Origin of the sequence: Coprococcus sp. AM14-16, from assembly GCF_003434675.1 — a bacterium.
GTDB classification, from domain to species: Bacteria; Bacillota; Clostridia; order Lachnospirales; family Lachnospiraceae; genus Coprococcus; species Coprococcus aceti.
This window is the reverse complement of the sequence record NZ_QTLL01000002.1, coordinates 430,513-444,919: the sequence shown is the minus strand read 5'-3', so window position 1 is coordinate 444,919 and position 14,407 is coordinate 430,513. Positions and strand designations below refer to the sequence as shown.

At 41.0% G+C, this 14,407-nt stretch carries 11 protein-coding genes and 3 tRNA genes; all 14 read right to left on the bottom strand.

The genetic code is table 11. The annotated features are described in order from the left end of the window. Window positions 1–49: 49 nt before the first annotated feature. The gene (locus tag DW159_RS08075; RefSeq protein WP_242992641.1) at window positions 50–1,519 is read right to left on the bottom strand and encodes an FHA domain-containing protein; all 1,470 of its coding nucleotides are present in this window, start codon (window positions 1,517–1,519) and stop codon (window positions 50–52) included. 116 nt (window positions 1,520–1,635) lie between these two features. Continuing rightward, window positions 1,636–1,706: transfer RNA gene (locus DW159_RS08070), tRNA-Cys, on the bottom strand. A gap of 17 nt (window positions 1,707–1,723) precedes the next feature. Beyond that, a tRNA-Asn gene (locus tag DW159_RS08065) sits at window positions 1,724–1,795 on the bottom strand. 31 nt (window positions 1,796–1,826) lie between these two features. Next, window positions 1,827–1,914: transfer RNA gene (locus DW159_RS08060), tRNA-Ser, on the bottom strand. 183 nt (window positions 1,915–2,097) lie between these two features. Beyond that, on the bottom strand, window positions 2,098–3,366 hold the full coding sequence (locus DW159_RS08055) for a fibronectin type III domain-containing protein (RefSeq protein ID WP_117549938.1): 1,269 nt from the start codon (window positions 3,364–3,366) through the stop codon (window positions 2,098–2,100). Between the two features lie 192 nt (window positions 3,367–3,558). Next, the gene (locus DW159_RS08050) at window positions 3,559–4,155 is read right to left on the bottom strand and encodes a Fe-S-containing hydro-lyase (RefSeq protein ID WP_055145942.1); all 597 of its coding nucleotides are present in this window, start codon (window positions 4,153–4,155) and stop codon (window positions 3,559–3,561) included. An 18-nt stretch (window positions 4,156–4,173) separates the two neighbouring features. Beyond that, window positions 4,174–5,016, bottom strand: a complete 843-nt coding sequence (locus tag DW159_RS08045; RefSeq protein WP_055145945.1) for a fumarate hydratase — start codon at window positions 5,014–5,016, stop codon at window positions 4,174–4,176. A 28-nt stretch (window positions 5,017–5,044) separates the two neighbouring features. Continuing rightward, window positions 5,045–5,320: a hypothetical protein gene (locus DW159_RS08040; protein WP_015534433.1), complete on the bottom strand. Its 276-nt coding sequence runs from the start codon at window positions 5,318–5,320 to the stop codon at window positions 5,045–5,047. A gap of 225 nt (window positions 5,321–5,545) precedes the next feature. Next, complete coding sequence (gyrA, locus tag DW159_RS08035; RefSeq protein WP_117549936.1) at window positions 5,546–8,104, bottom strand: DNA gyrase subunit A; 2,559 nt, start codon at window positions 8,102–8,104, stop codon at window positions 5,546–5,548. A gap of 60 nt (window positions 8,105–8,164) precedes the next feature. Continuing rightward, window positions 8,165–10,084, bottom strand: coding sequence for a DNA topoisomerase (ATP-hydrolyzing) subunit B (gene gyrB / locus DW159_RS08030; protein WP_117549934.1), 1,920 nt, complete (start codon window positions 10,082–10,084; stop codon window positions 8,165–8,167). Between the two features lie 2 nt (window positions 10,085–10,086). Continuing rightward, on the bottom strand, window positions 10,087–11,187 hold the full coding sequence (gene recF / locus DW159_RS08025; protein WP_055145954.1) for a DNA replication/repair protein RecF: 1,101 nt from the start codon (window positions 11,185–11,187) through the stop codon (window positions 10,087–10,089). A gap of 32 nt (window positions 11,188–11,219) precedes the next feature. Continuing rightward, on the bottom strand, window positions 11,220–11,429 hold the full coding sequence (locus DW159_RS08020; RefSeq protein WP_015534430.1) for an RNA-binding S4 domain-containing protein: 210 nt from the start codon (window positions 11,427–11,429) through the stop codon (window positions 11,220–11,222). A 14-nt stretch (window positions 11,430–11,443) separates the two neighbouring features. Continuing rightward, window positions 11,444–12,550: a DNA polymerase III subunit beta gene (gene dnaN / locus DW159_RS08015; protein ID WP_022217382.1), complete on the bottom strand. Its 1,107-nt coding sequence runs from the start codon at window positions 12,548–12,550 to the stop codon at window positions 11,444–11,446. A gap of 398 nt (window positions 12,551–12,948) precedes the next feature. Beyond that, window positions 12,949–14,316: a chromosomal replication initiator protein DnaA gene (gene dnaA / locus DW159_RS08010; protein WP_022217383.1), complete on the bottom strand. Its 1,368-nt coding sequence runs from the start codon at window positions 14,314–14,316 to the stop codon at window positions 12,949–12,951. Between the last annotated feature and the right edge of the window lie 91 nt (window positions 14,317–14,407).

Below are 14,407 nucleotides of genomic sequence, written 5' to 3'. Positions count from 1 at the left end.
ACATCCCTTACGGATCAACCTGATTTATTACATTTATCGAACTTCATATTTAAGAATTTATCCTGAATATGAACTCCTCATTTGAAAGCCTTATCACACTGTTATCAGGGATAGTCACATCAACATTGCTGTACACCTGAGTTCCGTTCAGAAATGTATGGTTTGTTGAGTTGTTATCTCTCAGATAATGTGTTCCATTGATACTGGTGATATAGGCATGTCTTCTACTTATAGACTTGTTTCCTGTTACCTTATAGTCAACACCCTGATCAGCCTTGCCAATACAGAATACCTGTTTATTAATCTGAACGCTCTCACCCGTAGTCTTTCTGGTGAGGGTCGGCTTGCTGCCTGTGACAAGTGTTCTGTTGCTGAACAGTGTTGTAGGTGGCTCCTCATCCGGCTGCTCGCTGAGTCTCTTGGCTTCCTCCGCCTTGAGCTTTGCAAGGCCTGCCTGTCTCTTAGCCTCCTCAGCATTCTTGCGGGCTGCAAATTCTGCCTGCATTCTAGCCTCCTCAGCATGCATCTCCTGCTCTCTGGCACGTCTTATCTCATCTGCATACTGCGATGAAACCTTCTCTGCCCTGATTCGCTCCTCCTCGGCATTCCTGAACATTTCTTCAGCCTTAAGCCTCTCACTGTCATCGGAATTGCCCTGATATGAGTACATATCCTGAGCTGTGAGTACCGCTGTCTGCTCATAATCCTTTGCCTCAGCAGTGACCTTCTGTCTCCATATCTCGGCTTCGACCCTTGCCGCCTCGGCCTTCATACGGGTCTCCTCTGCCTGTCTGGCAACTTCCGCCTGATACTTTGCTTCCTCTATCTGTCTCTTTACCTCATTCTCGGCCTGCATTCTTGCCTCTTCAGCCTTTCTGGCTGCCTCCTCGGCTTTGTGGATTGCAAGCTCTTTATTATTCTCATTTGAAGTGAGTACCTTACTCTTGCCCTTTTCACCCTGTATTATAAGGAGCTGACTTGATGCTCTGAGATCTGACACAAATTCATTGAAATGAAATGCATCAAACTCCCTGTGATCGTTGAAATAATCAACTATCTGGTTAGCACATTCTATGGCTGGTGTGTGTGCATAGACAAATCCTGACAAGATGCTCTTCACGAACTCCCCAATGTCCTTCTTGTCAAATTTGCTTTCAAGTGGAAGATACAGAAGCTGTATGGAGAAGTCACTAAATCTCACATACATATAATTCGTATCCCACACTACCTTCTCAAGTGCTAGTCCATTCTGTATGACTGACACAAGCTGCTTGCTTATGCTGAATATGTATTCCACCATTTCATCCCTGAAAACCGGTTTCTGCATTATCTGACTAAGACTCATATCCCCATCTATTGAGAATTCGAGTTTTCTTTCCCCCTTAACAAACACTTCCCTGCACATGCTTGTGTTGCCTGCAAAAGGCACATTATAGGCATTCATTTCATATTTGCTAATAGGAGTAACCTGATCAAGTTTGTATTCAATTTTTATTGAATCTTTTAAAATTTGAGTCATACCCCACCTCCTACTATTTCAATAGCCAATATACCTCTACAGTATAACAGACAAAAAAAGCATATTCAAGGTTACAAAAAAAGGAAGATATATATTACATATATCTTCCGCTTGAGAGGTGCGAGCCGGATTTGAACCGGCGATGACGGTGTTGCAGACCGGGGCCTTACCACTTGGCTATCGCACCATATTATTTAATTAAAGCTCCCCGAGTAGGGCTCGAACCTACAACCCCTCGGTTAACAGCCGAGTGCTCTACCATTGAGCTATCGAGGAATAACGTCATAAGCATCTCCAAAAAAGGAAACGCAGAAGGAGGGATTTGAACCCTCGCGCCGCGCAAACGGCCTACACCCTTAGCAGGGGCGCCTCTTCAGCCACTTGAGTACTTCTGCAAAATGCCTAAATAAAAATCTCCTACCAAAGAGTATTTAATTTTTGACGCTTGTTTATAATACCAAACCTGGCAGTGAATGTCAAGGAGTTTTTACAAGAAAATAATAAGCCTAAAATCGACAAAAAAGGCGGATACTTTTTGTATCCGCCCTCTTATCGTTTTGTAGATGTTTCTTACTATCTTATCTATAGTAGTAACTGCATCTTATATACTCACAAGCCTGTCCTCTGTAGGTCTTTCCTCCTACCTTGACAACAGGGATAACATATACTCCAAATGTAGAATATGCCTTAAGACCTCTTATTGTATAAGAGCTGCTCTTAGCACTTACCTTTTTCTTTATCCATTTTGCATTTGAAGCGTATGGATTCTTTGTATAGTATACAAGATAATACTTTGTATTTGCTACTTTCTTCCATTTAACCTTTGCAGAAGTGCTGCTTACAGAAGTTACATTATTCTTCTTTACACATGCCTGAGGTATGATCGTCTTGAATGATGACCAGTCACTCCAGCACTTAGCACCACCATTTGCCTCTTTGTATGCACGGATTCTTACCTTGAATCCCTTGTTGTTGATTGCCTTACGAACCCTTGCGTTGTTGATCTTAACGCTAGTCTTTGTTGTAGCCTTTGTTGTGTATAATCTGGTCTTTCCGTTGAGAGAGTAGATCTGAACCTGATATCCTGTAGGATAGTCATAGTTTGGATTTGCCTTCCATCCGATTGTTATTACATTTCCTCTCTTAGCTGGGCTCCATATAAGAGTTCCTGCCTTTGCATCGGCAACATACTGTGGGTTAACAGGTGCTGAGTAGAGTGTACCTGTTGACTGTCCATAACCAAGTGCTATGTAGTTTGACTCTGATCTCTTATATGAATATACATAATATCCACTATAATGTGTTCCGGCCTTTGCAGGTACAGTTGCCTTGTTTGTAGTAACATTATACTGAGCCTCAACCTTTGAACCGCTGATCTTGGCAACTACATATCCTGTTACACCTGAAACGCTGTTCCACTGTAAACCGATCTTATTCTTTGTGCCTGAAGTCTGCTTTATTGACTTGTAATCTACGCTCTCAGGAGTTGTTATGACCTGAAGAGGATCTGACTGTCCAACAAGCTGCTTGTTGACATATGTCTGAACTATTACATAGTATGCTCTGCCGGCCTGAAGATTGTAAATATACTTCTTATTTGATGTTGAAGTATAAGAACTTAATGCCTGATATCCTGAAGATCTGTCCTGGGATAAATACACTAAGTATTCCTCTCCATAATTACCGCTCCACTGAACTGTGACACTTGTCTTGGTATCATCTGTCTGCTGAAGATTTGTTACTGCTTTTCCTGATGCTGCCGATGCTGTTATTGTCATTGCAAAGAGCATGATTGACATGATTGCAAGGATCAATAACGATCTGTTGAAAACTTTTTCTCTTCTCATTAAATCTCTCCTTTTTCTTCTTTCCCTTGTTAATACAACAATTAATTTAATATGAGACTAACTCATATTAAAATTTTACAAGTTTAATATATTTTAGTCAACATTATTGTGACTGTAATATTCAACAATTATTTTGTGCATTTTTGCTAATTCATTGTTGAGATTCTGTATACTTTTTATTTTATTCCTGTATTATTTATTCTGCTCAAGATAATCCTTTACCGCTGTTTCATACAGGTTGTGTCCCTCTGAATCTATAACCACAATAGCTGGGAAATTCTCCACTGTCATCTTCCTTATAGCCTCTGTTCCGAGATCATCGTATGCGATCACCTCGGATTTCTTGATACATTTGGAGAGAAGCGCTCCTGCACCGCCAACGGCTGCCAGATACACAGCCTTGTTGTCTATTATTGCCTGTATAACCTCCGGGCTTCTCTTTCCCTTTCCTATCATTCCACACAGGCCCTTGCTGAGAATGAGTGGAGTGTATTTGTCCATTCTGCTGCTGGTTGTCGGTCCCGCCGATCCTATGACCTGTCCAGGCTTTGCCGGTGTCGGTCCGAGATAATATATCACATTGCCGTTAAGGTCTATAGGAACTATGCCCTTCTCGTATAACTCAGTTCCACTGGCGTCCACGCATCCTGATTCCATGATGGAATCATACATTCTCTTGTGTGCGGCATCTCTGGCACTGTACACTATTCCATCTATATATACATAATCCCCTGCCTTGAGGGTCTTTACCTCTTCTCTGTCAAATGGTGCCTTTATATGTCTATCCATGATGAACCTAACCTCCTCCTATAATACTCTCGTAACGTGTCTGTTCACATGACAGCACATATTAACTGCCAGTGGCATTCCGGCTATGTGAGTGGCATATGTCTCTATGTTCACAGCCAGTGCCGTGGTTTTTCCTCCAAGACCGCCAGGTCCTATTCCAGTGTTGTTGATCATCTCCAGAAGCTCACTCTCTATCCTTGCTATATGCTCTCTGTCTGAGTGAACTCCGACCTTTCTTGTAAGAGCCTTCTTTGCAAGCTTCGCAGCGAGCTCAAAGTCTCCTCCAAGACCCACACCTACAAATACGGGAGGACATGCATTTGGTCCTGCATCCTTTACAGCCTGAAGAACAGCAGCTTTCACACCCTCTTCTCCATCTGCCGGCTTGAGCATGTACACCTTGCTCATATTCTCGCTTCCAAATCCCTTTGGAGCTATAGTTATCTCTATTTTATCTCCCGGAACTATATCATAATGTATAATCGCCGGGGTATTATCCTTTGTATTTTCTCTGATAAGAGGATCCTTTACCACTGATTTTCTCAGGTATCCGTCAGTGTATCCCTGTCTCACACCTTCGTTTATGGCATCAGTTATGTTCATTCCTTCTATATGTACATCCTGTCCAACATTCACAAAGAAAACAGCCATTCCCGTATCCTGACAGATAGGAATATCATTCTCCTTTGCTATATCCAGATTCTCACACAACTGTCCAAGTATCTGCTTTCCGAGTGGACTGTCCTCAGATTCTACTGAATCCCTGACCGCCTTCTCCATATCCTCAGACAGATTTACATTTGCTTCGATGCACATCTCCCTTACATTTCTGGTAATCTCTTCTGCTGCAATAACTCTCATCTCTTCACCGCCATTTTATAAATTTGCTTTAATCATCCAGGAACGTATCATCGTTCTTTTTGTAGTTTGGATCTCTCCTGTTCATGATGAATTTGTATATATACAACACCACTGTAAATATCGCAACAACTATGATCATCGCCGCCAATATATATATGATGTTCATTATACTGTAAGAAAGTTCAGACGCCTTCTCGGAGCTCTGGAATATCTTGTCCAGTTTTCCTTCCGTTGTTGCCTCTGTAACCGTAGATGCAGCCGTTGTAGCTGCCGATGCCACCACCTGTATCACATTCGCCGTCATGCCTTTTACCCCCAATAAATTTGTTGTATTTTCCCATAATTCCAATCTCTTTATAATAACCTTCAAAATCCTGCGTTCAGGATTATTTTCTCCCAATGTGTAATCCAAGATAAGTATATCATAACGGCTATTTGCACACAATCTGTAAACATCCATGGACATAAAAAAAGATGTACTGTCTTGCATATTACAACACAGTACATCTATCTTTATTTGTAATTATAATTACTCCTCTGAATTACTCTCGGCATCATTCTCCGTATCGTTCTCTACATTCTCTGATACTTCATTTTCTGCTGATTCTGGATTCTCTGAGTCCTCTGCCTCTTCATCCTCATCACTTCTTGCAAGCTTTGCAACAGATGCCACAAATGTGTTGCCATCCTTGCCTATATTCATAAGCTTGACACCTGAGGTTATTCTTCCTATTACAGTTATATCTGAACAATGCATTCTGATCATGATTCCCTCATTGGTCATCATCATGATATCATGATCATTTGTCACAGCCTTTGCGCTGACGATGTCACCGGTCTTCTCGGTTATCCTGTAACACTTGACACCCTTACCGCCTCTCATCTGAGGGGCAAATTCTGACAGTTCAGTTCTCTTACCCATACCCTTTGTGGTTACGAAGAGAATCTCATCTCCCTGAACATCAAGCTGCATTGCTATGACTTCATCTCCCTCGTCACATCTTATTCCACGTACACCCATGGATGTACGTCCTGTATCACGGACACATTCCTCGTTGAATCTGATACACATACCCTTGGCAGTTACAAGAAATACATCATTCTCACCGCTCGTTGCCTTAACCTCTATGAGTTCATCTCCCTCATTCAGTGTTATGGCTGCCAGACCGGTCTTTCTTATATTCTCAAATGCCTCTATCTTGGTCTTCTTTACAATACCATTCTTTGTAGCCATCATAAGATACTTCTTGTCAAATCCGGCTATAGGAATTATGGCTGTTACCTTCTCACCAGGAAGAAGCTGAAGAAGGTTGACTATCGCAACACCCCTTGCATTACGTCCCGACTCAGGTATCTCGTATCCCTTCATTCTGTATACTCTTCCCATATTGGTGAAGAACATTATGAAGTTGTGGGTATTAGTAAGGAATATCTCATCGATTATATCGTTGTCGATGGTGTTCATTCCCTTGATACCCTTGCCGCCTCTGTTCTGTACCTTGAAGGTATCCTTTGGCATTCTCTTGATATATCCGAGCTTTGTCATGGAGATAACTATCTCTTCTCTCTTGATAAGCTCCTCATCTGTTATATCATCTGAATATGCAGTTATGGATGTTCTTCTCTCATCACCGTACTTGTCAGCTATCGCTGCAAGCTCAGTCTTGATAACTCCGAGAAGCTTATTCTCATCTGCAAGTATCTCCTTGTACTCAGCTATCTTCGCAATAAGCTCATTGTACTCGTTCTCGATCTTCTCTCTTTCCAGACCTGTCAGAGCACGGAGTCTCATATCAACGATTGCTCCGGCCTGTGCCTCGGAAAGTCCAAATCTTTCGATCAGCTTTGCCTTAGCCTCTCCAACATTCTTTGAATTTCTGATGATCGTGATGACCTCATCTATGTTGTCCAGTGCTATGAGATAACCCTGTAATATGTGGGCTCTCTCCTCAGCCTTGTTCAGATCATACTTTGTTCTTCTTGTGACAACATCCTCCTGATGCTTCAGGTAGTATGTGAGCATGTCCTTGATGTTGAGTATCTTAGGTACTCCATCCACCAGAGCCAGCATGATACATCCAAATGTATCCTGGAGCTGTGTGTGCTTGAAGAGCTGGTTGAGTATTACGTTGGCATTGACATCCTTTCTAAGCTCAATGACAACTCTCATTCCCTCTCTTGAAGACTCATCTCTTATATCTGTGATTCCATCGATTCTCTTGTTCTTGACAAGATCGACCATATTCTTTATAAGAAGTGATTTATTTACCATATATGGTAGTTCGGTTACAACAATGCGGTGCTTTCCGTTGTTCATTGTTTCGATTTCTGTGATTGCACGTACTTTTATCTTGCCTCGACCTGTTCTATATGCATCGTTTATTCCCTGTCTGCCCAGTATCTGTGCGCCTGTAGGGAAATCCGGACCCTTTACTATGTCCATGATCTCATCTATCTCTGTCTCACGTCCTTCTTCCACTCTGTTATCGATGATCTTTATGGCTGCATCGATAGTTTCCTTTAAATTATGTGGTGGAATATTGGTAGCCATACCTACTGCGATACCTGATGTACCATTCACCAATAGGTTAGGATAACGTGATGGTAGTACCACAGGTTCTTTCTCTGTACCATCAAAGTTAGGTGTGAAATCAACTGTATCTTTGTTGATATCTGCCATCATTTCCATGGATATCTTGGAAAGTCTTGCCTCTGTATATCGCATGGCAGCGGCATGGTCACCGTCGACCGATCCAAAGTTTCCATGTCCATCCACAAGTGGATATCTGGTATTCCACTCCTGAGCCAGCTTTACAAGTGCCTCGTATATTGAACTGTCTCCATGTGGATGATATTTACCCATTGTATCACCGACGATACGGGCACATTTACGGTGTGGCTTATCAGGTCCATTGTTAAGTTCTATCATAGAATGAAGTATTCTTCGCTGAACAGGTTTAAGACCATCTCTTACATCAGGAAGAGCTCTGGCAGCGATAACGCTCATGGCATAATCTATATATGAACGCTCCATTGTTTTTTTCAGACCAACTTCATCTATTTTATCAAAAATCTTATCGTCATCCATTTTTTGATTTCCTTTCTCTCGATATTGGTTATGTTTTGTCACATTTATTTAATCAATATACTATATATCGAGATTCTTTACATACTTGGCATTTGTCTCTATAAACTCACGACGTGGTTCAACCTTATCTCCCATGAGTACATTGAATGTCATATCGATCTCTGACTCATCGTCATCATCAATTGCCACTCTGAGAAGAATTCGTTTTTCTGGATCCATGGTTGTCTCCCAGAGCTGTTCTGCATCCATCTCTCCAAGTCCCTTGTATCGCTGTATCTTGTTGTTCTGATCTCTTCCGACTTCATCAAGTATACTGTTCAGCTCATCATCACTGTACGCATACCATACCTTCTTGTTCTTCTCCAGCTTGTAAAGTGGTGGCTGTGCCAGATATACATGACCCTTTCTGATAAGATCAGGCATGAATCTGTAGAAGAATGTGAGGAGAAGAGTTGCTATATGAGCTCCATCCACATCGGCATCGGTCATGATGATGATCTTGTTATATCTGAGCTTCTCTATATTGAAGTTCTCATGGATACCTGTTCCAAATGCGGTGATCATGGCTTTGATCTCTTCATTTCCAAGGATTCTGTCTATTCTTGCCTTCTCAACATTAAGGATCTTACCTCTGAGTGGAAGTATGGCCTGTGTTGCTCTTGATCTCGCTGTCTTAGCTGAACCACCGGCGGAATCTCCCTCGACTATGTATATCTCACAGTTCTTTGGATCCTTGTCTGAACAATCCGCAAGCTTTCCAGGAAGTGCCATGTTGTCTGAAAGATTTGCCTTCCTTGCAACATCCCTTGCCTTTCTTGCAGCTATTCTGGCTCTCTGTGCAACAGCCGCTTTATTCACAATTATCTTAGCAATCTGCGGATTCTGCTCAAGATAATATGTAAGCTGCTCAGTTACAACACTCTCAACTGCAGGTCTTGCCTCTGAATTACCAAGCTTCTGCTTTGTCTGACCCTCGAACTGAGGATCACTTATCTTGATAGATACGATGGCTGCAAGTCCCTCTCTCAGATCATCACCCGAGAGATTGTCATCCTTATCCTTGATAATATTATTCTTTCTTGCATAATCATTGAACACCTTTGTTATGGCTGACTTAAATCCTGTCAGATGTGTTCCACCCTCAGGTGTGTTGATGTTATTTACAAAGCTGTATGTGGATTCATTGTATGAATCATTGTGCTGAAGTGCCACTTCAACACTTATTCCATCTCTGACTCCCTCACAGTAGATTACCTCATTGTACAGAGGATCTCTGTGTCTGTTCAGATATGTTACAAACTCCTTTATACCACCCTCATAGTGGAATGATCTTACCTTCTCAGGAATAAGTCTCTTGTCTGTAAGACTTATCTTCAGGCCCTTTGTAAGGAATGCCATCTCACGAAGTCTGTTTCTCAGTATATCGTAATCGTATATGTTATCTTCAAATATTGTATGATCCGGCAGGAATGTAACCTTTGTTCCTGATACTCCCTCAGGTGCTTCACCTATAACCTGAAGCTTGTACATAACCTTGCCCTTCTCATATCTCTGCTTGTACACCTTGCCATCTCTGGTAATCTCGACTTCAAGCCATGTTGAAAGTGCATTTACAACTGATGCACCAACACCGTGAAGTCCTCCGGATACCTTATATCCTCCACCGCCGAACTTTCCGCCGGCATGAAGTATGGTAAATACCACCTCAACAGCAGGTATTCCCTGCTTTTTATGTATTCCAACAGGAATTCCTCGTCCATCATCCACTACGGTGATGGAGTTATCCTCATTTATATACACCTGAATGTGGGTACAATATCCTGCCAGAGCCTCATCTACAGAATTATCAACTATCTCGTATACAAGATGGTGAAGTCCAGTGGAGGATGTACTTCCTATGTACATACCAGGTCTCTTTCTGACTGCTTCCAGTCCCTCCAGAACCTGTATCTGTTCAGCTCCATAATTATCATTTTCCATTGTCATGCTTCCTCCGTTCTTACTCTGGTGGCCGTTCCCTCCACCACGCTATAAACATTGTTGATTATTACCTGCTCTTTAACAAAATCATCATATCCCGTACAGGTTATGATAGTCTGTATATCTTTTATCTCTTCTATCAATGCATCACGTCTGCTGGTGTCCAGCTCGCTCATGACATCGTCCAGAAGCAATATCGGATTATCATTGATTATCCTTTTTACAAGTTTTATCTCCGCCATCTTGAGTGACAGGGCAACTGTTCTCTGCTGTCCCTGTGAACCATATTTTCTGGCGTCTATTCCATTTATGAGAAAACTTATATCATCTCTGTGTGGACCAGACTGTGTACTTGAATATCTGATATCCATCTCAGTCTTTTCCTGAAGTGTCTCATCGAATTTATCTTCATCGACATTGCACTCATACACTATCTCCAGCTTTTCCTTGCCCGATGTGAGATGACTGTGGATCTCCCCAATTATCTCATTCATCATGTCGATAAAATTTCTTCTCTCTTTTATTATCCTCGACCCATAGTCCACAAGCTGCATATTCCACACATCCAGTGTATCCATGAGACTTCTGTTATGATAAATCTGCTTTAACAGATTATTTCGCTGATTGAGTATCCTGTTATATGATGCCAGATTCTGATAATACAATCTGCTTATCTGACACAATTCAAGATCCATGAACCTTCTCCTCTCGGCTGGTCCATTTTTAATGATAGTCAGATCTTCAGGTGAAAAGAATATGACATTGAGAAGACCATATAATTCCGTGGCCCTCCTTATGGGTATGCCATCGATCGCCACTCCCTTATTTTTGCTCTTTCGAAGATGCATATCTATCTTGTGCGATATGTCTTTCTTGTTGACAAATAATCTTATATGGCTCTCATCTTCACCTATCTTTATGATATCTTTATCCTGCGTATTTTTTCTGTGTGACTTCGTAGTCGCTGCCATGTATATGGATTCAAGTATATTTGTCTTGCCCTGGGCGTTATCGCCGTACAGGATATTCGTATTTTTTCCAAATTCTACTTTCACATTACTGTAATTTCTGTAATTACTCAGCTCTATCGACTCTATATACATAACCTTCACCATCTGCAAGATGGCGACCACAATTATTTCTGAATACTTATCTTATCACCATCAAATTCTACTTCATCACCATCATAAAGCTTTCTTCCACGTCTGGTCTCTATCTCACCGTTAACCACAACCAGTCCCTGAACTATGACCTCCTTTGCGTCAACTCCTGACTCCACCAGACCGGCAGCCTTAAGCGCCTGTCCAAGCTTTATGAACTCATCTCTTAACTTGATTATCTCCATATTCTCACCCCTTCTTACTCTTCGTTGATTCCCATAGGAAGGATAAGGTAGATATATGTCTCTGCATCATCCTTGATAACACATGGAGATTTTGTATTGTTGAAATAAATAGTTACATTCTCATCGTCAATTACTCTGAGTGCATCTATTATAAGCTTTGGATTAAATCCAATGACAAGATTGTTACCTTCCTTCTCGATATCTATCTCCTCATTCAGAGAACCGATGAGAGAACTAATCTTGAGACCGAGAGTTCTGTCATCAATGCTGAGTCTGATAGGCTTCTTGTCTGAATCCTTTATAAGAAGAGTTGCTCTGTCCAAACTGTCAAGGAACTCTCTCTTGTTTATCTTCATCTTGATCTGATAATCAACTGAGAGCATATGGCTTATTCTGAAATACTCGCCCTCTATCAGTCTTGAAACAACCTTTGTATTGTCAAACTCAAATAATATATTGTTGTCAGTGAAATAAATATTTACAGGATCATCAACTCCACCGTTCATGATCTTGCTTATGTCGCTGAGGGATTTTCCTGGAACTACAACCTTAATGTCTGAATTATCTCCCTTGAGCTCTATATATCTGATGGATATTCTGTGTCCATCCAGAGAAACCACGCTGAGCTTATTGTTTGATACCTCAAATAACTCACCGGTCATAAGCTTATTGTTCTCATTATCTGATATAGAGAATATTGTCTGATTGATAACCTCTCTCAGCGCAAACTGGGATATGGTTATGAACTTATCCTTTGATACAACAGGAAGATTGGAGAAATCCTCTCCTGACTTTCCAGGTATGTTGAACTCAAGTCTCTCACACTTGATAAGTGTCTTGCTGTCCTTATCACTCTCTATAGTTATGTCGCTGTCAGGAAGCTTTCTTATGAAATCTGAGAAAAGCTTTGCCTCGAGTGCAACCTTTCCATCCTCTATAACAGTACCGTCAACATAACTTTCTATTCCTATCTCCATGTCATTAGCTGTGAGCTTGATAACACCGCCTGCAGCTTCAACCAGGATACAAGACAGTATCGGATGGGTCGTCTTGTTTGAGACAGCCTTTGATACGATATTTATACCCTGAAGTAAGTTAGATTTTCTTATGGAAATTTTCATTTTAAGTGTGATCTCCTTTCATGTCCAAATATAATGATCATCAAAATATGATATGTGTGTATAACTTCAAATAACAACAAACAGCGCGAGCGCTTAACTATAAATATATTAAGATAATTAGTAGTATCAGTAGTAGTGATTTTGATAATGTTGAAAGTGTATCAAGCCCTTACAAATCAAGGCTTTGAGAATTATGTGTCCATGTTACTAATCAATTTTAACCTGTTCATAAACTGACCATTTACCAACATGTCAAAATCAGGTTCATTTGACGTAAGAACAATTCTCAAACACATAACAACATGTAACAAACATCAAATAACAATATACAATCACGTTATGTTTGTAAGGTTATAAACAAATTAGTGAGTTTATAAGATAAAAATGTGGATAACTTGCTATTTTTGTGGATTAAGCTTCTTTATTATGACGTCAACCATCTCGGCAAATTCAGGATCCTTCTCAATCTTATCTTCAACCTTCTGTATATTGCTGTGCACGGTGGAGTGATCCTTTCCTCCAAATGCATCTCCTATACTCTTCAGACCCTTGTCCGTGTACTTTCTGCACAGGTACATGGATATCTGACGGGCAGTGGCTATATCCTGGCTTCTCTTCGTGGATACGATGTCACTGACTGATATATTCGTATGCTCTGAAACCGTGTTGATAATGAGCTCAGGTGTTATGGTCACCTTGGAATCCTTGGATATGAAATCCTTGAGGACGTTCTTGGCAAGTTCCTCAGTGATCTTGATATCTCCGAGCTCTGAATATACGCTGAGCTTGTTGAGCGCACCCTCAAGCTCACGTACGTTGTAGGTTATATTGTTGGCGATATACTCAAATATCTCCTCGCTGATGATATCGGTAAGTCCCTTTATCTCAGCCTTGTTCTTGAGGATAGCCATACGTGTCTCGTAATCAGGAGCGTGGATGTCGATAGGAACACCCCACTCAAATCTTGATCTGAATCTCTCATCCAGAGTCTTGATCTCCTTTGGTGGCTTATCCGACGACAGGATTATCTGCTTACCTTCGTCATGAAGAGCGTTGAAGGTGTCAAAGAATTCCTGCTGCGTACTTGCCTTACCAATCAGGTACTGGATATCATCGATCAGAAGAACATCCACTGTTCTGTATTTGTTCCTGAATTCTTCAGTTTTATTCTTGGAGATTGCTTCTATGATCTCATTTGTGAATTTGTTCGATGGCACATAGAGAACCTTCATATTACTATTGTGTTGGAGTATATAGTGGGCTATGGACTGCATAAGATGAGTCTTGCCCAGTCCTGATCCTCCATACAGGAAAAGTGGATTGAACTTGTCCTGTCCAGGTGAATCGGCAACTGCCAGACATGTTGCGTGAGCGTGCTTGTTACTCTCACCAACAATAAAGTTCTCAAATGTGTAGTCAGGTCTGAGATTGCTCTTGGCAATGGCATCGTTGTAGTCCTCTGAATATGTAGGGGACTTTTCATCCTTTCTCATCTGACTCTCGAGTGTGAATATAACCTGAATTGAATCGTCCTGAAAGAGCTCTCTGAGAACTGTTTCAAGATATATATCAAATAATTTTCTCTTGAGAAATTCTACGCCTCTCTGTCCGTAATCCTCGTCCAGAGTGAAATAGACCTTGTTATCCTCAACTGAATATATCTTGAGAGGTTCGATCCATGTATGGATCATGATATGGGAAATTCCATGTTCATTTTCAAGTATATTCAAAATGTCATTCCACTTGGCTAATATTAAGTCCTTCATCGTAAAAAACCTTCCTCAAAAAAATAATTCTTCCTATTATTAATAACACTATTACATTTTATAATAAATGCACCCCTATTTCAAGCATATT